This window comes from Pseudoalteromonas sp. R86517 (assembly GCF_042466295.1).
In the GTDB taxonomy this organism is placed as follows: Bacteria; Pseudomonadota; Gammaproteobacteria; order Enterobacterales; family Alteromonadaceae; genus Pseudoalteromonas; species Pseudoalteromonas atlantica.
The window spans coordinates 2,859,405-2,881,335 of record NZ_JAXHCB010000001.1 but is presented as its reverse complement, the minus strand read 5'-3'; the positions used below and the strand labels follow the sequence as shown (position 1 = coordinate 2,881,335).

The following is a 21,931-nucleotide window of genomic DNA, read 5'->3' as shown; positions in this document are numbered from 1 at the left end:
ATTAAAAGGTAGGCGAATGATAGAGAGAGATTATCGATATTAGAAATGTTTAAATTTGATGGAATCTATACAAATAACGTATAGTTGTTGCTATACCTCTCACACAGAGCAAATTTGAGTCGCACATGGATATAAAAATATTAAAAAGTTTTATTGCAGTGGCTAAGCACTTGAGCTTTTCAGAAGCGGCTCAAGAGCTACATACAGTTCAACCCGCTATAAGTCGCCATATTTCTTCGTTAGAAGAGCAGCTAGGTGTTAGCTTGTTTACCCGTAACTCTCGGGAGGTGTCGATCACGCAAGCGGGAGAGCAGTTAGTTAAAGATGCCACTGCAATTTTAGCGCTTACAGAGCGGGCTAAAAATAAGGTTAAACTGGTCGATAGCGGGCAGTTAGGCTCGCTGAGTATTGCGTATTTAAGCTCTGCGTGTTTAACATTTTTAGCCAAATTAATCCGAACGTATAAGTCGCAGTTTCCTAATGTTCACGTTACCTTGCTAGAAATGACCGCGACCGAGCAAATAGAGGCCCTTAAAAACGAACGGGTAGATGTTGCGTTTTCTCGGCCGTTACCAAGGACCATAGCCGATGAGTTTATAAGTGAAACTATGTACGTTGACCGCCTCGTAGCGGTGGTCAACAAAAATCATCCCTTTGCATCGGCACAAACTATTGATTTGAAAACTCTTAAAAATGAGCCGTTTATTCTTTTTAATCGCGACGAAGCCTTAGGGTTGTTTGATGAAATTATTACTCGTTGCAAGCGCGCTGGCTTTTCACCTAACATTATTAGTCAACCAAGGCATATGCAAACCTTAGTAACAGAGGTTGCCGCTGGTTTAGGGTTAGCTATAGCGCCTTATTGTGTAAGTAAATTATATAGCGAGGGTTGCCATTTTATAGAGTTAGAAAAGGTCGACACACAAATTTATTTGCAGCTGCAATACAAGCAAATTAACAACAGCGCTACCACGCAAGCGTTTGTAGAAATGGCACTTAATGCCCAAGCAGAAATTCAGCTTAGCATGCGTAATTGAGTTGGCTTTATAAAAGCGCTTTTAGCTAACTTATGCGCCGCAATAATTAGCGAGTCGTAAATGCGCAAAAACGCAAAAACACCTTTGTAATTTACATCTCATTTAATTGATATGTAACTAATTAACATCTACTCTAGTGGTACTAATTACTTCAAGCAACTATGAGAAACATGAAAGCCATTATTTTATTTTTATTTCTTGTTTTTCAATTTGCCAGTTTGCCGGTAAGCGCTCAACCGGATTCTAAAATTACCAATGTCTTATTTATAAATTCTACCAACCAACATATGCCTTGGCATAAAAGTGTTGAAGAGGGCTTAAATAGCGAGCTATCAACACGGACTTTTGACTATGAGCTTTTTGTTGAAAACATTGATGTAGGGCGCTTTGATGAGGCCACTCAAAAGCAATTAATGAGCGACTACCTTAAGCAAAAATATAAAAATAAGCACATAGATATTATTGTCACGCTATCACCTTCAGCAGCCACGTTAATATCGCAATTGAATGATTTTTTTACTAGCACGCCAAAAATTTATATTGAGCCTGGCGAGCAGTTTAGGCTACCGGCAAACACTAATAATGCCTCAATGCAGGCTAAGTTAGACTACAAGCAAGCAACCGCCAGCGCGGTTAATTTAATGAAACCTAAAAAGCTCATAGTCATCTTAGATACTAAAAATGAAATAGGTAGAAACTTTTATACAGGGCTGTTTAATTTTATCAGCCAAGATTTTTCGTATTTAGAAGTTGAGCAATGGTTTGATCTTCCGGCTGCTGAACTGATGACAAAAGTAAAAAATGCGCCTTCAGACGCCATTATTTTATTTACCCCTATATTTAGAAATTACGAAAATAAGTCGATTAGCCCGTATCAGCTCGTCAGCTTACTCGCTCAGCACAGTAACGCCCCCATTTTTAGCTACTGGGAAGTATTATTGGGCTCAGGTGTAGTAGGTGGTTATGTTTTATCAGGTGAGAAAATAGGTAAACGCGTGGGTGAAGCTATTATTTCTTACAGTGAAAATAACGTGTTACCTACTATAAGCGATGAAAATTTAAGTGTTCATAAATACGATTGGCGACAGCTAAAAAAATATAATGTTGCCCCGCAAAGCCTGCCAGAAAAATCGATTATTGCTTATTACAAGCCGAGTTACTTTGAACAAAATAAAGTGTTAATTTACAGCGCTGCCATTACTATTTTTGTATTGAGCGCTTTTTTAGTGTTTGTATTACGGTTAAACCGCCGCCGCATTCAGCTTGTAAACGCGCTTGACGAAGAAAAGCTACGACTTGAATCGCGTGTAGAGCAACGCACTAAAGAGCTATTACAAGCTAAAGAAGAAGCAGAGCAACTTACCTCGTCAAAATCTGAATTTTTAGCCAATATGAGTCATGAGATCAGAACCCCAATGAGTGGCATTATAGGGCTGACAAATATTTTATTGGGCAAAAACTTACCTGAAGAAGATAAACAGTATTTAGAAAAAATAAAGTACTCGTCAGATCAATTGCTTGTGGTTATTAATGACATTTTAGATTTTTCAAAAATCGAGTCAGGAAATATCAAACTCGAGGCCTTTGCATTTTCGTTAAACGCGGTTGTCGATTATATAACGACCACATTTGAAAATAGGGCGCGGAGTAAAGGTATTGCGTTTGAGATTAATATTAGCGATAACGTGAAACATAACTTAGTTGGCGATGTGGTGCGTATAAACCAAGTATTAATTAACTTGTGCTCTAACGCGATTAAGTTTACCTCTAATGGAGCTGTTTCGGTGCAAATAGACGCAGAAGAAGCCCCCCATGACACCAAAAGTACTGTTTTACGCTTTAGTGTTAAAGACACTGGCATTGGTATTGATGCAAAAAGCTTACCTAACTTGTTTGAATCATTTACTCAGGCCGACAGCTCTACAACCCGAAAATACGGGGGAACTGGGTTAGGCTTAGCCATTAGTAAACGTTTATGCCAAGCAATGGGTGGCGATATTTCTGTAAGCAGTACGCAAGGTGAAGGCAGTGAGTTTATTGCTACCATAAACGTTGAAGTAAACACCCAAGCATTAATAGAAGACAGCCCACAGTTATCATTTGCTGAACCATTTGATGTATTACTAATAGATGATAACGAAGATGATTTAAGCTTAATTAAAAGTCAGCTTAGTGCAATGGGACTGTGTTGTACGCCTTGCACGCAGGCAAGTGATGCAATAGAGATAATTAAAGAAAATATAAACACTTATAAAATTATTATTGTTGATTGTGAAATGCCGACCATGAGCAGTGAAACGTTTTTTACCCGCATTTACAAAGTAAACCCACAGCTTTGCAACAATATTATTGTACTTACAGCAAGCAAAAACGACGCAATTTACGACATAGCTAAAAAAATAAACATTAAAACTATTTTGCATAAGCCTGTGCTTACCAGCGTGTTATTTGAAGCGATGAAAAGCAAAGTGGTTAGCCCTTCTACAAGTAATACCCATAAACCTGCCACCGAAAAGCCACTGCAAGGGGTAAAAATACTCGTTGTGGAAGATAACGCCATAAACAGGTTAATTGTATCCGATATATTAGCCGCCAGTGGGGCGCAAGTGCACGTAGTAGAAAATGGCTTAGAATGCATACAAACCGTAAAATTAGAAACGTTTGATATTATTTTAATGGATATTCATATGCCCATTATGGACGGTGTAGAAGCGACTAAAGTAATACGCAGTGATAGCAATACTGCGCTTGCCTCTATGCCTATCATTGCGTTAACTGCAAACGTAATGAAAGATGATATTACTCACTACCTATCTATTGGTATGAATGCACATGTCGCTAAACCAATAAAAGCTAAAACATTACGCGATACAATAATTAGCTGCTTAAATAAATAAACTTATCAATTACCTACCTTTAATAGCAGGCTTTAACGCCTGCAACGTTAAAAAACCAAACGCAAAATTTATATAAATAGGGTTTGACTCACACCTTTTAATATGTGAAATTTCATATATTCGTTTTTTCATATATATTTAATTCGCTATAGAACTACAAGGTTAAGGATTATGAGTAAATCAATTGAACACGAGCTACCTAATTTAGAACTTTCACAAAGCACTCCTCCTACCGTTAAGGATTTCACGCTAACGTTTTCATCTCATAAACCTAAAATCTTATTGCTATACGGATCGCTAAGAGCTCGCTCATATAGCAAGTTAGTTATAGAAGAAAGTGCACGCTTGCTAACCCACTTTGGTGCTGAGGTTAAAATATTTAACCCTGAAGGTTTACCCATAACAGATAGTGAAGATGAGACGCACCCTAAGGTGCAAGAGCTACGTGATTTAATGCTCTGGTCTGAAGGGCAAGTATGGTGCTCGCCGGAGCGGCACGGTGCTATGACGAGTGTATTTAAAAACCAGATTGATTGGGTTCCATTAAACCTGGGTGGCGTAAGGCCTACACAAGGTAAAACGCTGGCTGTGCTGCAGGTTTGTGGTGGTTCGCAGTCATTTAATGTGGTTAATCAGTTACGCGTATTAGGGCGCTGGATGCGCATGGTAACAATACCTAATCAGTCATCGGTGCCTAAAGCGTTTTTAGAATTTGAAGAGAATGGCCGAATGAAGCCTTCCGCTTTTTACAATCGAATTGTGGATGTAATGGAAGAGCTCGTAAAATTTACCTTATTAATGCGCGACCAAAAAGATTACTTTGTTGATAGATACTCTGAGCGAGTAGAAACAGCAGAGCAGCTCAGTAAACGCGTAAATCAAAAAGACATTTAGGAGGTTACTGTGGGGTTATTTGAACGCTTTTTATCGGTGTGGGTTGCGCTGGCAATCGCGGTAGGGATTGTCGCCGGTTACACCGTACCCGATGTATTTAGTGTTGTTGCAAGCTTAGAATATGCACATGTAAATATTGTTATCGCTGTACTCATTTGGTTTATGATTTACCCAATGATGGTGCAAATTGACTTCTCTTCTATTAAAGATGTAGGCAAAAAGCCTAAAGGCTTAGTACTGACAGTCGTTATCAACTGGCTCATAAAGCCCTTTACCATGGCCTTACTAGGGTGGTTATTTTTTAAAGGCATTTTTGCAGACTTTGTTGACCCACAAACGGCAACAGAATACATAGCCGGTATGATTTTATTAGGAGTAGCACCATGTACTGCAATGGTGTTTGTGTGGAGCCAATTAACAAAAGGCGATGCTAATTACACGTTAGTGCAGGTATCTATCAACGATATTATTATGATTTTTGCCTTTGCGCCCATCGCAGGTTTATTACTAGGGGTAACAGACATAACGGTACCGTGGGACACGTTATTACTCTCGGTGGTTTTGTATGTACTTATTCCATTAATAGCAGGCGCTATTACCCGCAAAAAGTTAGATAAAGGTGAAGATCACACACGGTTAAATCACTTTTTAAAGGTAATGAAACCGTATTCTATAATTGGCTTACTGGCAACGGTGGCACTTTTATTTGGTTTTCAGTCTCAAACATTAATAGATAACCCAGAAGCCATTGTATTGATTGCTATTCCGCTGCTTATTCAAACGTACGGTATTTTTGCAATAGCCTATATAGCCGCAAAAAAAATGGGCCTAGCTCATAATATTGCAGCTCCAGCTTGCATGATTGCAACTTCTAACTTTTTTGAACTCGCTGTTGCCGTAGCCATTTCATTATTTGGTTTACACTCAGGTGCTGCGCTTGCCACCGTTGTGGGCGTTCTTGTTGAAGTACCTGTTATGCTTAGCTTAGTTTATTTTGCTAATAAAACGCGTCATTGGTTTAACTAGGAGAGTGTCATGGTCGTTATTCATCATAACCCTGATTGTGGTACATCGCGCAATGTATTGCAGATTATTAAAGCCGCTGGCTATAACCCCACGGTTATTGAATACCTTAAAGAGGGCTGGACAAAACCTCAATTGTTAGCGTTATTTGCCGCAGCAAACTTAACACCAAAAACAGCGTTGAGAGTGAGTAAATCGCCTGCTGAAGAACTCGGCTTGTTAAATGAAAACGTAACAGATGAAGCTATTTTAGAGGCCATGCTTAAGCACCCTATACTGGTTAATAGGCCTATAGTGTGCACCGAAAAAGGGGTTAAACTATGTCGCCCTAGTGAGCAAGTTTTAACGCTATTAGCACAATGGCCTAAAGGCGAGCTATACAAAGAAGACGGCGAAATGATATTAAACGCGCAGGGCGAGCAACCCTAAAAGTAATAAACTATTTGCCAAAACCCCGTTTACACGGGGTTTTTTTGTTTAGCAAAATTATAAACATTTAAACTTGCTTTGCCTGCTTGTGCTAATGACTATTTTGAACAACACTTTAAATAGTCGCGTTGCCACAGAGAGCACTATGCATAAAGCCTTAATAAAAATTGCTGAGCAAAAAAAAATAATTTACTTAACCAGTTTCACGCTGGTGGTAATTATTTTTAATGTGCTTTTAAATGATACGCTCCATAAAAAAATTCATAAAAATGGTCAGCAGTTAACACAGCAAATTTTTGAGCTGCAAATTAATGCCAATGCCGATAAAGAAATAGTGCAGGCATTGGTGCAAAGTAAGGGCTTTATGCTGGCTGCACACTCAAATGCTGAACACTTCAAATACTTAGTTGATAAACAGCACGATGTATTTAGCTATAAAACGCTCAGCATAAGTTTATACCACTGGCCTGCCTGGGTGGAGCAAGCCTACTTATTTTTATTATTAAATATCATTATATTAGGTGCCACTAGCTGGTGGGTTAGATGGTGGAAAGTATTAGTAAAAAAACCGGCAGCGAACATGCCATTGCCTTACAGCAAAACTAAAGCAGCAAAAAAACTTTCTACGCAAATAACCACATTAAACTGCGAAGTAAAGTCTATGTACGGTGTTAGTGCAGCGCGTCATAGCTTATTTGCCATAGTGAAATGTGATTGTGTGTTTGATGAAAATACCGATACCCAAGCAAGCTTTAAGGTATTGATAGCAAAATATTTTAAAGAGCTTCCTGCAGTATCAGTTAATGTATTTGATGCTAACAACCTTGCTATTACTTTAAATAATATCCCTGTAGCAAAGCTAGATACATACAGTGAAAGCCTACACGAATGCGTTTATCAAATTTGTAAGCGTTATCGAAGCACAGTAACACGTAAAAACATAAAGGTTGGTTTGTGCGATTATCGATATGCGGCTGAGCAACCCGTTATTTTTAAACTCGCTAAATCGGCCTTAGTATTTTCAGAAAAAAGCTTAATTCAACACTGGCATAGGCTCGTGTTACAGCACGAGCAAGGGAACTTAATTTCAAGTAAGCAGGTTATTGAAAATATTAAAAAGAATAAATTTATCTTATTCTTTCAACCGTTATTTATGATCACCAGCGGCGATATTGTACAACATGAAGTGCTAATAAGAATTAGGCAGCAACCGCACGGTTTATTAGCTGCGCGTTACTTTATTAATCAAGACTTTAACAATCACCAAGCATTTGAGTTAGATAAAGCGGTGCTACTTCAAGTTAAAAAGCTTATTTTAGCTGAGCCCAGTGCTCTAACGGTAAGCGTTAATTTGCATATAAGTAATTGGTTTAACGAGCAGTTTTGGAACTGGTTTGTCACTAATATGAAAGATTTTACGACAAAGCGAAAGTTACAGTTTGAAATTAGCGAAGCAGACTTTATTAAGTACCAAGCGCAACTAGCAGGCGCCTTTGAAAAACTGACAGCCCTACAAAGTTTGCTGGTGATTGATAATGTACAGAATGTGGAGCACATTAACCAAATTGCTTCTCAAAAATTAGTTAGCGGTATAAAACTGGGTTATCCGCTTGTTCATAATGTGGATGAAAAAACACAACAGCAAAAACAAGTTAAAAACATTGTGGCGCAAAGCAAGTTGCTCAATATACCTGTATACGCGGTGGGTGTAGAAACCCAAAAAGAGCTACTTATGTTGGCTAAACTAGGCGTAGTTGCCGCACAAGGTTTTTACTTTTCTGAGCCCTTGCAAGAATATACACATGCTACGTTTTACTAAGGCCAGTTAATCCTTTTAAGCTAAGCGCAGCCAAAAGGGCCACTCTAGCAGCGGTTGTAGAGCTCACTAGGTTACACATTGCACCGTGGTTAAACTGGCCCTAAGTAAGCATGTTTTAATGCCCAGAGGTTGATAGCCTTAAATCAGGCCACGATATTTTAGCCCATTGAGCCCCTGTAAACCGCCTGTGTGAATCGCCATTATATGACTACCAGCAGCAAAGTAATCTTGCTCGATAAGTTGCCATAGTGCATACATCATTTTACCGCTGTATATAGGCTCAAGAGGTAAGTTATGTTGCTGCTGCATGCGTTGGCAAAACTGCCATAAGTCATTACTAAATTTGCCATAACCGCCATCATGAAACTCAGTAAGTAGCTGCCAATTGGATTGCTGAGCTGCTTTTTTACTGAGTGCTGTAATTTCTTTGTTCAAGTACTCGGCTTGTTTTAATACCGCAATTCCTAACAGCTGTGTGGCCTCATAGCTACCTTCAATTAAGCCTGCAAGTGTTCCTCCACTTCCAGTGGGACATACTAAGTAATCATGTTTTGGTAAGCTTTTAGCAAGCTCAGCACACCCAGGCAGGGCGTATGTATTACTTCCACCTTCTGGAATTATATAGGCTTGCGTAAAGCGTGCTTGCAACTGGGCTAAATAATCTGGGTCATGGCGCTGCTTATATTCAATACGAGTAACCGCATGTAAATCCATTGCACACTGTTTAGCAAATTGCAGGGTGGGGTTTTGAGTATCTAAGTGTGGCCCTCTAATTATGGCGTGGGTTTTTATATTAAATAGTTTACCCGCCCCTGCACAGGCGTGAACATGATTAGAAAAAGCCCCCCCAAAGGTGAGGAGTTGTGTTTTATTAAGAGCTTGCATTTGCTGTAAATTATATTTTAGCTTACGCCATTTATTACCACTTATTAGCGGGTGAAGTAAGTCATCTCTTTTTATACTTAACCGTATGTTTCTCTTTTTTAGACAGTCGCTATCTATTTGTTGTATTAGACTTTCTTTTTCAATATTAAATAAGTTAAGCATTATTTCTCGCGTTTAAACTTGCAAACTAACAATCTTGTACGACACTTAATTAATCTCTTATTAACAATAGTAGCTATATGAAAAAAAAGCTGTTTTCGTTGTTATCTTGGTTAAATCGCAGTTTAGACTCAAGCACAGCGATTGGTATTGCTACTTATGCAGATACAGTAAACGCGGTGTGTTTAAAAAAAAATCAAGGGCAGTGGTACGTACATAACTCACACAGTGTGAATGTAGAGGACCAAACGGATTATACAGTCGCTATTGCAACTTGCACAAATGAAGTTTGCGCTGAGGTGTGCCCTGTAAATTTAGTGGTTCCTCATTATTTTTATCAAATAGTGCAAATGGATAAGCCCATGCTGAGTGACGAAGAGATCATTCAATCCTTACCTTGGACAACAAAAGACTTAGTTGATATTCCACCAGAGAACATTGTTGCCGACTTTATCGATTACCCAATCGTTCAGCCTATGCAAAGCAGTAAAATGAATGTGTTTATTACCAATAAACTACAGTTACTGCCTTTTATTGATAGCTTTTCAAAAATAAAGCCTGTGCTCAGAGCAATGACCTCAGAAGAAATGATCTTAGTAACCTTGTTTGGCGAAGATAAAAGCGCGCACATGCTTATAGTGCAACATGCAGGGCATGAGCCGCGTATTTTAATTATTCGTGATGGTCAGCTTTTATTAGCTAGGCGTTTAAACGGGTTTTTAGGCATTTCAGATAAAGAGCGTACACACGGTTTGGTTGAAGCCTTAGGGCTTGAGATCCAACGATCAATGGATTTTTTTGAAAGCCAACTAAAACAGCCTCCTATCAGAAGCATTCAGCTGCATTGCGATGATTTATCGTCTTTAACATTAAGGGCTGGCCTTGCAGAATTTTTGCAAGTAAAGGTTGTTGATTTTAAACCTAATATAGATTTAGCACAGGATCTCGAACCAAGCTTTTATTACGCATTAGGCGCAGCGTATCAATTAACTGATCCGGATTCAGTGCTATGAAAACACGGATTAATTTTTACCAAAAAGCCATTAGGGTTAGGCGCGACCCCGTGCCCTTTAAAGGAATGCTGTTGCTGTGGCTAGGTACATTGTTAGTGGTTGCATTAACTTGGTTGTTTTATTTATACGAAGAGCACAATAGCCAGCAATTACTTACGCAAAGCCAAGCTTATCTAAAGCAAACGCAGCAGCAATTAAACGTGGTAAAGCAGCGATTAGCTGATAAACAAAATAAATCGCATTTGATAGATGAGCTAAAAGTACTGCAACAAGAAATTTTGCATAAACAGCAGGTGTTTGATTATTTAGAAAACACATCCATGCACACGAAAACGGATTATGCCGATGTGATGCGCGATTTGGCAGCGTACCACGAACCGCAAATTTGGCTTGATCAGATAAAATTTGAAGGCCAAAAAGTAATGCTCAAAGGGCGTACTCAGCAAGCTAAATTTTTACCTATTTGGCTTGCTAATCTCAAGCATTCGAGCTTTTTTAAAGGGAAGGAGTTTTCAGTGCTGGAGCTGTCGAGCAGTGACGGCGTGAGCGAGTTTAATGTGGCTACAGAGCTTAGTTCAAGTGAGGTAACACAATGAATGAGCAAAATGAAAATAAAGGCTGGCCATTATTCGTTAAATACCAAGCACAATTTGCGGCGTTACAGCAGCGGGAAAAGTATTCTGTGCTGTTTGTTGGCTTATTTCTTATTGTTTATTTAGGTTTATGGTTTGTGGTGTTTCCACAGCAAGATGCAGTAAATAGTTTACGCGTGGAACAAAATACATTGTGGCAAAAACTCAATCAAAATGAAGCACAGCTCTCTATGCTTACTCAGGCATTAGAGCATGACTACACTAAAGTACTCAGAAATCAGGTGGGGCAAACCCAGCGCGAGCTAGAAGATATAAATAATAAGTTAAGCACGTTTAGCCAAGGCTTTATTTCAGCAAACAAAGTACCTGCTGTATTAAAGGATTTATTAGTAAATACTCCCGATGTGCAAGTGGTTGGCTTTAGAGTAAACCCAGCAAAAGCAATTGATGTAGAAAAACTCGGTGAGCACGATACGCAAACCTTGTTTTTCGAACACCAAATGGTGGTTACTTTGCAGGGGCGTTATTTTAGCTTACAGCAGTATTTAGAAGGCCTTAAAGCTAGCCAACAAAAGTTGTTAATACAGCAGTTTAACTATCAGGTGCAAACATACCCAAATGCAGAGTTAACATTACAAATCGCAACGGTGAGTGCCAATGAAAAATTTATCGCTTTATAGTTTGTGTGTATGTTGCGTGTGTTTTTTCTCTGTTAGTTCAGCTGAAATACTGCGCGATCCTACTCAGCCAAGCAATGCACCAATACTAAAAGGCGCTGCACTTAGCAATACAGCGCTGTCGTTACAGTCAATTATTAAAACCGAAAAGCAATACAAAGCGATTATTTCTAAGCAGGTGTATAAGCCAGGAGATGTAATAGGTGAATTTCGGGTGCTAACAATAAACGCCAATTCAGTGTTGTTAGCGAATGATGATAAGCAAATAAAATTAGAATTATACGACTATGAAATTAAAAAATAATATAACAAAGCCATGGCTTGCGCTTATTTTAATACCGCCTTTTTTAACGGCGTGCCATAGTTTTAAGCCCGGAAAAGAGATTCAGCCACACATAGCACAAGAGCTTGCTCCTATAAGCAATAATGCTAAAAGTGTTGCCCCGGTAGAGGTGAGTAGCGCGCTTACACATAGCTTACTTTCGTCACTTAATAGCGAGCAAAGTTTAACAAATGAGTTAGCTGTAAAGCGTTTTGATGTAGCCGCAAAAGAGGTAGAAATAAGCTCATTTTTTAATGGATTAACTGCTGATACTCCATACAGCGTGGCAGTACACCCAAAGGTGAGCGGAGTTATTTCTTTAAATTTAAAAAACGTAACGTTTGAGGAAGTTATAGCTGTTATTAAACGCATGTACCCGTTAGATATTGTCCAAGAAGGTCGTATTGTGCAGGTGTTGCCAGCGGTCATGCGCACAGAAACTATACCGGTTAATTATTTAATGATGCAGCGCCATGGGCAATCAACGGTAAGTGTTGTTGCTGGTGGAGTGAGCCAGTTTTCACAAAACAACTCAAGTTCAAATTCAAGCTCAAACAGTAGTAATAATTCAAGCCAAAATAATCAGTTTGGCAGCGATAATCAAAATACCGAGCTAAATGGCTCTCGCATCCAAACAATTAACCAAAACGACTTTTGGAAGGAACTTGAGCTTGCTCTTAAATCGCTTATTGGTTCAAACGATGGTCGTTATGTGGTTGCCAGCCCACAGGCAAGCTTGGTTACGGTTAATGCATTACCAAGTGAAATAAACCAGTTAAAAGACTTTTTACGTCAAAGCCAAGAAAACCTTCAGCGACAAGTTATTCTTGAGGCTAAAATTGTCGAAATAACCTTAAAAGATGAATACCAACAAGGGGTTAACTGGGAGCGGATTTCTAGAGGGTTAGAAGGTGGGGTGTCGTTTGCAACTACAGCAGGCAGCATAGGTAATTCTATTTCAGCTACTTTAGGAGGGGTCTCCTCGTTAACGATTGAAAAAGGCGACTTTAGCGGCGTAATTAGTTTGCTTGAAACGCAGGGCGACCTGCAAATGCTTTCTAACCCGCGTGTAACTGCAACAAACAATCAAAAAGCCGTGATTAAAGTGGGGCAAGATGAGTACTTTGTTACTAACGTTTCGAGCACAACAGTAACGGGCACCTCAACGACTACGTCACCAGAAATAGATCTAACTCCGTTTTTTTCGGGAATTGCCTTAGATGTCACACCACAAATCGATAAATATGGCTCAGTTATTTTGCACGTTCACCCATCGGTAACCGAAACAGAAGAGCAGCTCAAGGTGATTACATTAGATGATCAGCGTTTTGAGTTGCCGCTTGCACAAAGTAATATTCGCGAATCTGACACGGTGATCCGCGCTCAAAGTGGTGAAATAGTCGTAATTGGTGGGTTAATGCAAACCACCACAGAAGATGAAGAATCGAAAACACCTATTTTGGGCGATGTGCCAATATTAGGTAATTTATTTAAAAGTATTAGTAAGCGCCAAGAGAAAAAAGAGCTCGTTATTTTAATCAAGCCAACGGTGGTGATGCCCGACACGTGGAAAAAGCAACAGGCCCATAGCCGCGCGTTGTTAAATACATGGTATGAGAACTAACTATGTATTTGAGCTTTTTTAATTTAAGTGAAATGCCTTTCACCTTAACCCCAAACACCGAGTTTTTTTGTGCACTTGAGCCGCACCACGAAGCGATGCAAGTACTTACCACAGCGCTAGAAATGGGGGAGGGATTTATAAAAGTAACAGGAGAAGTAGGGACAGGCAAAACCTTACTATGCAGAAAACTTTTAAATCAAATTGAAGAAGACTACTTTGTGGCTTATTTACCTAATTCTTACTTAAGCCCTGAAGAATTACGTTGGGCTATTGCTGTAGAACTTGGCATGGAGGTAGATAAAAGCCTAGATCAACAATCGTTAAGCCAGCAAATAAACCATTACTTACTAGAGCTGCAAGAAGATAACGAACGGGTTGTACTACTAATAGATGAAGCGCAGTGCCTTAGTTGGGATACACTTGAAGCGCTTCGATTATTTACAAACCTAGAAACCGAAACCGAAAAGCTTATTCAGGTGGTGCTATTTGGCCAACCTGAATTAGATGAAAAACTTGCCAATAGTAAAGTGAGGCAACTACGCCAGCGGATCAGTTTTTCCTACTCATTGCGTGCAATGACCGCCAGTGAAGTTATTTATTATATTAACCACCGTTTACAGGTGGCAGGCTTTAATCAGCCACCACTATTTACTAATCGTTTAGGATTAAAAATAGCGCGTGCGAGTCGAGGAATTCCCCGTTTGGTCAATATCTTATGCCATAAAGTTTTACTGCAGGCATACGGTGAAGGCCTTAATAAAGTAACACCGCGCCATATACATCTTGCCATTGCAGACACCGAAGATTGCAAAAAGCACCACGCTAACCATTACTGGGCTTACAGCTTATTAGCTATTAGTGTTTTTGTTATTGCAGTTATGTGGGTATGGAGGCAATGGGTATGAGTGTTATTAATAACATGCTAAAAAATATCGACCAGCGCCAAACTGCACAGCGTAATCAGCAAAGTGGCGGGGTCGATATTCCCCCTGTACGCGACTACCACGATGTATTATTTAAAGTGCTGAGTGTTTTATTAGCGATTGTACTAATTTTTACAGCCTACCTTTATTTACCTTTTGCACAGGTACCACAAGCGAGTAGCGACACGGCTGAAAAAGCATATGCGGTTAATAATAACAGCCAGCCGATTGAAATTGCTCAAGCTAAAGTTACGCCCGTAATTAAGCCCTTAAAACAATTAAGCGAAGAAAATACAGGCGCTAAAGCAGCTCATATTAATGCAGATACGCAAAAAGAGCTGGGGCAGGTACAAAGCAATAACGCATTGCCTGATCAGCCAAAAGACGAAGTAATACAGCAACACACTACAGACAAAGCCGCGCTACTGAGCAAAAAAGCAAGCCCCATAGAAGCAAGCGTACAAGTAGCCACTAGCACAGAAATAAATACCCCAGTTGAAGCAAATAGCAGTGCGCCAGTAAAAAGTATTACACAGGCTGAGCGACCGCCCGCTGAAAATAAATTAGTAAAAACTGCCAGTGTTAAACAAAGCAAAGCCCAGCGCATAGCACAGCAATTAAAGCGTGCTAAACAGGCGTTGGAATTTGCTTTATATGATGATGCGATTAGCGATTTAACCGCTATTTTACAAACACAACCTGAGCATATAGAGGCGCGTAATTTACTCGCGGCAACGTATTTTCAGCAACAAGATGTACTTATGGCTCAGCAGTTATTAGTTGCTGGCATAAAAATAAACCCTGAGGTTGTGCAGTGGCGCGTAATGCTCAGTAAAATTTTAATTATGCAACAAGAGTACGAAGGCGTGCTTAAACTGCTTATAGCCGAACTTGAGCCGCAAGCAAACTTGGAGTTTTGGGTATTAAAAGGCACTGCAGCACAAAATGCGCAGCAACATCAAATAGCGCTTGCGAGTTTTACACAGCTTACACAGCTTCAGCCTCAGCAGGCTAAATGGTGGCTGGCGTTAGCTACTTCAAAAGATGCATTGGGGGAGTTTGCTGATGCAAAGCACCTTTATAAAGTTGCCCTAGATTTAGGCGGTTTAAATGCCGCAATGACGCAACATGCACTACAGCGCTTAGTCGCATTGAAGGAGGCTGTATGAGACCCAGTTTAAAAATGCGTTTAGGGGACTTACTCGTTCATGAGCAAATGATCACCGAAGCGCAGCTAAGTGAAGCACTTAATGTGCAAGCTGCGTCAGGGCGAAAGTTAGGGGCTACATTAATTGCGCTTGAGTTTATAAGTGAGCCGCAATTACTGCGCTTTTTAGCCCAACAATTACAAATACCGTTTTTAGATATTTCGCAGCGCAAAATATCTTCAGATGTATCTAAATTACTTTCAGAAGTTTATGCCAGACGCTACCGAGCATTAGTAATAGAAGATAACGGGGGTTCTGTGTTAGTCGGAATGAGTGACCCCGCTGATTTGAGAGCGTTGGATCAGTTAGCGCCAATGCTAGCCCCTAAGCGAATTGAGCTTGCTGTTGTGCAAGAAAGCCAGCTTATGGCAGCGTTTGATAATGTGTACCGCCGAACAGAAGAGATTACTAACTTTGCTGAAAAGCTACACGAAGAATACGAAGACGTAGAAGAGTTTGATCTTAATTCCTTAGCAGATGAAACCTCTGACGCCACCGTAGTAAAACTACTGCAATCTATATTTGAAGATGCAGTACAAGTACGTGCCTCAGATATCCACATAGAACCCGATGAAAGGCTATTACGCATTCGCCAACGAGTTGATGGTGTATTGCAAGAGCACACATTAAACCAAGTAAAAATAGCCTCTGCTTTAGTACTTAGGCTAAAGCTTATGTCGGGGTTAGATATATCGGAGAAGCGGTTACCGCAAGATGGCCGTTTTAATATAAAAGTGCACGCGCACAGCATTGATGTACGTTTATCGACAATGCCTGTGCAATATGGCGAGTCAGTTGTGATGCGGTTGCTCGACCAATCTGCAGGGCTTTTATCGTTAGATGAAACGGGCATGCCGGTGCATATTTTAAAACGCCTGCGCAGCATTATAAAACGTCCTCATGGCATGGTGTTAGTGACTGGGCCTACCGGCTCAGGAAAAACGACCACCTTGTACGGCGCTTTAAGTGAGCTTAACCAACAAGAAAGTAAAATTATTACCGTAGAAGATCCGGTTGAATACCGCATTGGGCGGGTAAATCAGGTGCAAATAAACAACAAAATAGGCTTAAATTTTGCCAGTGTATTAAGAACCACGTTACGCCAAGATCCCGATATTATTATGGTTGGCGAAATGCGTGACCAAGAAACCGTTGATATAGGCCTAAGGGCTGCATTAACAGGCCATTTAGTACTTTCTACGTTACATACCAACGATGCCATATCAAGCGCAATGCGCTTAATTGATATGGGAGCACCCGCTTATCTAGTTGCAAGCTCACTACGCGCTATTATTGCTCAGCGCTTAGTTAGGCGTATTTGCAATGAATGTAAAACACCGTATCACCCAGATAAACAAGAACAAAGCTGGCTTACCTATTTAGGCGAAGATGTTAGCAGCACACAGTTTTGGCGAGGCCTAGGCTGCACAGCATGTAGCCATAGCGGCTACAAAGGCAGGGTGGGGATTTTTGAGCTGTTAGAAATGAACGACGCTATGATGGATGCCCTGCGTATTAACGACACGCAGCGTTTTGCCGAAGCGGCTAAAAATAGCGCTAATTTTGCACCGCTTTCTTATATGGCTTTAACGTATGCAAAGCAAGGCATTACCTCGTTAGATGAGGTATTTAAAGTGGCTGAATATGTACCTGAAGTGGTAGGTGATGACGATGCAGCTTTATAGTTACAAAGCCAAAGACGCAAAAGGTGCGCTGGTTAAAGGGCGTGTTGAGGCAAATAATGAGGCCGGTGTTGCCGATAGCTTATTAAAGCGCCAGTACATACCTATTTCAATTTCGTTAGTTGAAACAAAAAACAATATAAAGTTATTCGATAACTTATTTAGCGAAAAAATAACCCTTGATGACATGATCATGTTTTCACGGCAAATGTATTCTTTACTTAAAGCCGGGATCCCCATTATTAGGGCAATGATAGGGCTTGCTGATACCACGCAAAATAAAGAGTTTAAAAGTGTGTTGCTTGAAGTAACACGCCAGCTCGAACAAGGCCGTGAGCTATCTAGTGCGTTAGCTATACACAACAAGGTGTTTAGCCGCTTAACTATCTCTATGGTTAAAGTCGGAGAAGGGTCGGGACGATTAGAAGATGCGTTTTATCAACTGGCTATTTATTTTGAAAAAGAGCAAGAGACTCGTAAGCGCATAAAAGCCGCTATGCGTTACCCCACTTTTGTTATTTTGGCGCTTTTAGTTGCGATGATCATATTAAATATTTTTGTGATCCCAACCTTTGCCAGCATGTTCGAAAAGTTTGATGCAGAGCTGCCTTTAATGACCCAGATCCTCATTGGCACCAGTAACTTTTTTGTCAATTATTGGTGGCTGCTAGCGCTAATGTTAGTGGGGGGAATCGTTGCATGGCGTCGGTATTTAAATACGTCGGCTGGGCGCTTTAAGTGGGATCACCACAAACTCAAAATTCCATTTGTAGGCGATATTTTAAAACGCACCTTACTTGGCCGTTATAGCCAAAGTTTAGCCATGGTGCTGCGCTCGGGCGTTCCTATGACGACAGGGCTGTCGTTAACGGCCCATGCAGTTGATAACAGCTACATGGAAAAAGCCATCATCACCATGCGTCAAGATATCGAAAAAGGCGACAGTTTGTTGCGGGCTTCGCGAAGTAGCGAGCTATTTTCACAGTTGGTACTGCAAATGGTGGCAGTGGGTGAGGAAACCGGTCGCGTAGATGAGTTATTACAAGAAGCGGCTGATTTTTATGAACGAGAAGTCGATTACGATTTACGCAGTTTAACCGCAAAAATAGAGCCCATTTTGACGGTGTTTGTTGCCATTATGGTGCTTATTTTAGCACTCGGTATTTTTATGCCGATGTGGAACATGATGTCGGCTATTAAAGGGTAGCCATTGTGACTAACTGTCGTGTTCGTGCAACAGGTTTTTCGTTATTTGAGCTCGTTTTAGTAGTTGTTTTACTGGCAGTTATTATGGCTTTTGCTATACCTCAATACATAGGCATTAAAAATCAGGCACACAATGCGAGTGTGGATGTGGTGGCTGGTGGATTTGCCTCTGCGGTGTTGATGGTCAAAGGTCAGTGGGAATTATCGGGGCGTCCAAAGGGCGTTAATAATACAACACATATTAATTACGGAGGTGTCATTGTTGGTGTCGATGGACACAGAGGCACACCAACGGGTGATAAAACGACTAATACTGATACGCGGGCCAGCGCAATGACTGCACTGCAATGCCAAAAAGTATTAAGTGTAATTTTACAAGATGCGCCTACAAGCACATTAAGTACCGAGGTTTCTATAATAACCAAGGTGAGTTATTTAGTGCGTCATAACACTAAAAACAACCAGTGTATTTATTATTTAACTCATAATTTAAACACCAATAACCTACCTACTGATGGCGCCGTTATGGCTAAAAAAGTAGGGTTTTCGTACTTTCCAACAACAGGCAAAGTGCAAATTTTTAAAAACTAAGTAATTATAAAGAGGCTTACTTATGAAAACGCAGTCATTAAAACAACCAATGAATAAGCAAGCAGGTTTTACGCTTGTTGAACTAATAATTGTAATTGTAATTTTAGGTATTTTAGCGGTTACCGCTGCCCCTCGTTTTTTAAACCTGCAGGGTGATGCTAACGCTTCTACACTCGAAGGTTTACAAGGCTCAATTCGCAGTGGTATGAATATCGTAAATGGTAAATCTATTATTGCGAGTGATCACAAAAAAGATGAAGCGGAAGTTACTGTAGATACAGGTGCTGCAGTTGATACTGTTTATGGCTACCCTGCAGCGACAGAAGCAGCTTTTGAAGCTTTTTTAGATGTAGAATTTGCATCTGATGACTCTGCAGATTTTAACCTTGTAGCAGTTGCTGCTGATGAAAAAGCAATTATTTTCCCTAATAGCTACGTGCAAACTGATGATTGTCGTATTGAGTATACACAAGCAGCAGATGCAAACGACGGTACGCCGCCTGTATCTGTTACGCCTCCTACTGTTACGCTTATCACGAGTGGGTGTTAATTTATATAAATGAATAGCAGTAGTAATCAACGATTGCGTGGCTTCACACTGGTTGAATTAATTATTACTTTAGTTATTTTGGGCATACTGTCGGTAACGGCAGTGCCCAAGTTGCTAGGAAGTTCAACAGAGCAAGCATACTCATACAGAGATAGGGTATTAAACGCCCTACGCACAGTACAATTACGCGCGATGCAAAATACTGCAACAAGCAGCTGCCATAAACTGTATATTTCACCTACCTTGGTTGCGGGGCCAGAGCCAGAAACCTGTACTGGCGGCCCAAGTACCAATAATAGCGAGTATTTAGTTGTTGCTATCAATACCGAGCGCAGCGACGTACGATTTAATGCCTTAGATAGCAATGCTAATGTGTTTACGCAAATTAACTTTGACCCACTTGGGCGAGCAGATCAAAATTGCACAGTACAATGTAAAATTGACCTGGGTCTAGCCGCGGTGTGCATTAGCGGTGAAGGGCTTATTTATGCCTGCCCCTAAAATACAATCAGGTTTTACCTTGATTGAGCTGATTATTGGCATTGTGATGTTTGCTATTGCGCTAAGTATCATTACAGCGCTTATAGCACCTCAAGCAAAGCAAAGTGCCAAGCCTATTGTCGCACTCAGGGCCTCAGAGCTTGGGCAAGCATTAATGAACGAAATATTAGCTAAATCATTTGATGAACATAGCGAGCGCACGCCACCATTTAGGCGCTGCTCCGAAACAAGCTTAGGTGCCCAGCCTTGTAGTACTCATTCTGAGCTTGGTGCTGATAGCGGTGAAGCACGGGCTAATTTTAACGATGTTGATGATTACATTGCGCTCACAGGGCAACCAATTAGTGATAGTTTAGGGAATACATTAGCGCAATACAGCGACTTTTCACTGATTGTGAACGTGCAATACGACAGCGACCTAAACGAGGCAACCAATAACGATGGCGTTGCCTTTAAACGAATTACCATTGAAGTAACCTCACCCTTGGGGCAAGTGTACGGCTTTAGTGCATATAAAGGTAATTACTAATGAATAGAGCAAAGCAAAAGCGTGGCTTTACCTTAGTTGAGCTATTACTTGTGATGGTAATTATTGGTATTTTAGCCGTAGCGTCATTTTCGTTTATTAGCGCTGGATTTAATATTTACAGCCAAGGTGTGAAACGCCAAGAAGCGGTGGCGCAAAGTCGCTTTGTTTTGACCCGATTAAGTAAAGAGCTTCGCCACGCAACCCCTAACTCACTACGCTTAAATTGCGATAACGCCAGCATTGGAGCGTGTAGCACGCAGCAATGTTTAGAATTTACGCCGTTTTTATCTGCCACTCATTATACCGATTACTTACCCACTAGCGCCCCTTTTGAGATTACCGCCGTGAATTTTGCGCTTAATAATTTAACTGAGCCACAAATAAACGATTGGGCAAGTATTTATCCATTAAATAGCAGCGATATATACGATGAAAGTCAAAACAAGCGCCTACAAGTTAGCGGCTACAGCGCCGTTACAAGTGAGCTAGATACATGGCAATTTAGCAAAGCATTTGCTCAAGAGTCACCGAGTAAGCGCCTTTATTTATTAGATCAGCCCGTTAGCTTTTGTGTAGAAGGTAATTCACTGTACCGCTATAGCAACTACGGCTTTACTACAAGCCAATTAAACGCCGCCAGCTTACAGGTTAGCTCGGGCATTAAACGCGATTTAATGAGTAATTATATTGCCAACGACTTAACGAGCAGAGCCTTTTTTACGTTAAGTGAAATTTCGCTACAGCGCAGCGCGGTTGTTAATGTGTTTGCGCAAATGGGGTTTAACGACACCGAACAAATAAGTATTAGCCATGAGGTGCATGTGCCTAATGTTCCCTAATATAAAAAACATCAGTTTTGCTAAAAAGCAGCAAGGTAATTTGCTCATAATTACGTTGGTGATCATTGTCACTTTGCTGGCACTAGGGCTGGCGCTTTCTAAAGTGTTATCGGGTGCGGCGCAGCAAAATACCATTGAGTATTACGGCGCGCGCGCTTACATGGCAGCCCAAAGCGGATTAGAAACCGGCTTAAGCGAAATTTTTGCACTAAGTAGCACTGCGCAAACATGCAGTGCAGTAACCACCAGTAGGAATTTTAGCACCCTCTATCTAGCCAATTGTGAAGTTGAACTGAGCTGTAGTGAATACATAGCCTTACCCGATAGCAGCACCCGCTCTGGCACTGTTAATATTTACTACTTACAAAGCTCTGCAACGTGCGCCGCCAATGATTGTGCTGCCGGTGCAGCATGTCAAAAGGAATATTGGCAAACTCAACGTACTCTAAGTGTGGAGGCTAAAACATTACCATGAGCAAATATACCCTCTGTATTTTATGTTTATTAAGTTTGCTACTAAGCCGATGCGC

The 21,931-nt window shown here is 40.6% G+C and carries 22 protein-coding genes; 21 read left to right on the top strand and 1 reads right to left on the bottom strand.

All coding sequences use genetic code 11. The features are described from left to right. The first annotated feature begins 125 nt into the window (after positions 1-125). The 6 genes from SJY38_RS13085 to SJY38_RS13060 all read left to right on the top strand — a co-directional run bounded on the left by SJY38_RS13085 (position 126) and on the right by SJY38_RS13060 (position 8,099). A complete protein-coding gene (locus SJY38_RS13085; RefSeq protein WP_286741697.1) occupies positions 126-1,037 on the top strand; it encodes a LysR family transcriptional regulator in 912 nt (303 codons plus the stop codon). A 170-nt stretch (positions 1,038-1,207) separates the two neighbouring features. Beyond that, positions 1,208-3,934: a response regulator gene (locus SJY38_RS13080; RefSeq protein WP_286741698.1), complete on the top strand. Its 2,727-nt coding sequence runs from the start codon at positions 1,208-1,210 to the stop codon at positions 3,932-3,934. A 171-nt stretch (positions 3,935-4,105) separates the two neighbouring features. Beyond that, complete coding sequence (gene arsH, locus SJY38_RS13075; protein WP_024032512.1) at positions 4,106-4,828, top strand: arsenical resistance protein ArsH; 723 nt, start codon at positions 4,106-4,108, stop codon at positions 4,826-4,828. A gap of 9 nt (positions 4,829-4,837) precedes the next feature. Further along, positions 4,838-5,854 carry an ACR3 family arsenite efflux transporter gene (gene arsB / locus SJY38_RS13070; protein ID WP_029773089.1) on the top strand — a complete coding sequence of 339 codons (1,017 nt, stop codon included), beginning with the start codon at positions 4,838-4,840 and terminating at the stop codon, positions 5,852-5,854. A gap of 9 nt (positions 5,855-5,863) precedes the next feature. Beyond that, complete coding sequence (arsC, locus tag SJY38_RS13065; protein ID WP_024032510.1) at positions 5,864-6,280, top strand: arsenate reductase (glutaredoxin); 417 nt, start codon at positions 5,864-5,866, stop codon at positions 6,278-6,280. Positions 6,281-6,425: 145 nt separating this feature from the next. Then, a complete protein-coding gene (locus SJY38_RS13060) occupies positions 6,426-8,099 on the top strand; it encodes an EAL domain-containing protein (RefSeq protein ID WP_377109951.1) in 1,674 nt (557 codons plus the stop codon). A 138-nt stretch (positions 8,100-8,237) separates the two neighbouring features. Here the strand turns inward: SJY38_RS13060 and SJY38_RS13055 are convergent, their stop codons facing one another. Continuing rightward, on the bottom strand, positions 8,238-9,146 hold the full coding sequence (locus tag SJY38_RS13055) for a 1-aminocyclopropane-1-carboxylate deaminase/D-cysteine desulfhydrase (protein WP_377109950.1): 909 nt from the start codon (positions 9,144-9,146) through the stop codon (positions 8,238-8,240). Positions 9,147-9,223: 77 nt separating this feature from the next. Here SJY38_RS13055 and SJY38_RS13050 point away from each other — a divergent pair, with 77 nt between their 5' ends. Genes SJY38_RS13050 through SJY38_RS12980 form a run of 15 tightly spaced genes read left to right on the top strand, consistent with a single transcriptional unit; the run spans position 9,224 to position 21,876 of the window. After that, positions 9,224-10,156, top strand: a complete 933-nt coding sequence (locus tag SJY38_RS13050) for a hypothetical protein (RefSeq protein ID WP_024032507.1) — start codon at positions 9,224-9,226, stop codon at positions 10,154-10,156. After that, entirely contained in the window at positions 10,153-10,752 is a 600-nt protein-coding gene (locus tag SJY38_RS13045; protein WP_064386229.1) for a PilN domain-containing protein, read from the top strand. Before SJY38_RS13050 ends, SJY38_RS13045 begins: the two co-directional genes overlap by 4 nt. Beyond that, a complete protein-coding gene (locus tag SJY38_RS13040) occupies positions 10,749-11,429 on the top strand; it encodes a hypothetical protein (RefSeq protein WP_024032505.1) in 681 nt (226 codons plus the stop codon). The genes SJY38_RS13045 and SJY38_RS13040 overlap by 4 nt, the downstream gene beginning before the upstream one ends. Continuing rightward, a complete protein-coding gene (locus tag SJY38_RS13035; protein WP_377109949.1) occupies positions 11,407-11,730 on the top strand; it encodes an agglutinin biogenesis protein MshK in 324 nt (107 codons plus the stop codon). Before SJY38_RS13040 ends, SJY38_RS13035 begins: the two co-directional genes overlap by 23 nt. Continuing rightward, a complete protein-coding gene (gene mshL, locus SJY38_RS13030) occupies positions 11,714-13,372 on the top strand; it encodes a pilus (MSHA type) biogenesis protein MshL (RefSeq protein WP_377109948.1) in 1,659 nt (552 codons plus the stop codon). The genes SJY38_RS13035 and mshL overlap by 17 nt, the downstream gene beginning before the upstream one ends. Before the next feature lie 2 nt (positions 13,373-13,374). Then, positions 13,375-14,277 carry an ExeA family protein gene (locus SJY38_RS13025; RefSeq protein WP_377109947.1) on the top strand — a complete coding sequence of 301 codons (903 nt, stop codon included), beginning with the start codon at positions 13,375-13,377 and terminating at the stop codon, positions 14,275-14,277. Beyond that, positions 14,274-15,464 (top strand): tetratricopeptide repeat protein, encoded by a 1,191-nt coding sequence (locus SJY38_RS13020; RefSeq protein WP_377109946.1) that lies wholly within the window; start codon positions 14,274-14,276, stop codon positions 15,462-15,464. The genes SJY38_RS13025 and SJY38_RS13020 overlap by 4 nt, the downstream gene beginning before the upstream one ends. Then, positions 15,461-17,188, top strand: a complete 1,728-nt coding sequence (locus tag SJY38_RS13015; protein WP_377109945.1) for a GspE/PulE family protein — start codon at positions 15,461-15,463, stop codon at positions 17,186-17,188. Before SJY38_RS13020 ends, SJY38_RS13015 begins: the two co-directional genes overlap by 4 nt. Further along, a complete protein-coding gene (locus SJY38_RS13010; RefSeq protein ID WP_248443228.1) occupies positions 17,175-18,392 on the top strand; it encodes a type II secretion system F family protein in 1,218 nt (405 codons plus the stop codon). The genes SJY38_RS13015 and SJY38_RS13010 overlap by 14 nt, the downstream gene beginning before the upstream one ends. Positions 18,393-18,397: 5 nt before the next feature. Continuing rightward, positions 18,398-18,982 (top strand): agglutinin biogenesis protein MshB, encoded by a 585-nt coding sequence (locus SJY38_RS13005; protein ID WP_377109944.1) that lies wholly within the window; start codon positions 18,398-18,400, stop codon positions 18,980-18,982. Between the two features lie 22 nt (positions 18,983-19,004). Then, entirely contained in the window at positions 19,005-19,532 is a 528-nt protein-coding gene (locus tag SJY38_RS13000) for a prepilin-type N-terminal cleavage/methylation domain-containing protein (protein ID WP_024032497.1), read from the top strand. A gap of 9 nt (positions 19,533-19,541) precedes the next feature. Next, positions 19,542-20,033 carry a type IV pilin protein gene (locus SJY38_RS12995; protein ID WP_121636902.1) on the top strand — a complete coding sequence of 164 codons (492 nt, stop codon included), beginning with the start codon at positions 19,542-19,544 and terminating at the stop codon, positions 20,031-20,033. Beyond that, positions 20,020-20,562: a prepilin-type N-terminal cleavage/methylation domain-containing protein gene (locus SJY38_RS12990; RefSeq protein ID WP_377109942.1), complete on the top strand. Its 543-nt coding sequence runs from the start codon at positions 20,020-20,022 to the stop codon at positions 20,560-20,562. The genes SJY38_RS12995 and SJY38_RS12990 overlap by 14 nt, the downstream gene beginning before the upstream one ends. Beyond that, entirely contained in the window at positions 20,562-21,401 is an 840-nt protein-coding gene (locus SJY38_RS12985; protein WP_377109941.1) for a type II secretion system protein J, read from the top strand. Before SJY38_RS12990 ends, SJY38_RS12985 begins: the two co-directional genes overlap by 1 nt. Beyond that, positions 21,391-21,876: an agglutinin biogenesis protein MshP gene (locus SJY38_RS12980; RefSeq protein ID WP_286741711.1), complete on the top strand. Its 486-nt coding sequence runs from the start codon at positions 21,391-21,393 to the stop codon at positions 21,874-21,876. Before SJY38_RS12985 ends, SJY38_RS12980 begins: the two co-directional genes overlap by 11 nt. The last annotated feature ends 55 nt before the right edge of the window (positions 21,877-21,931 follow it).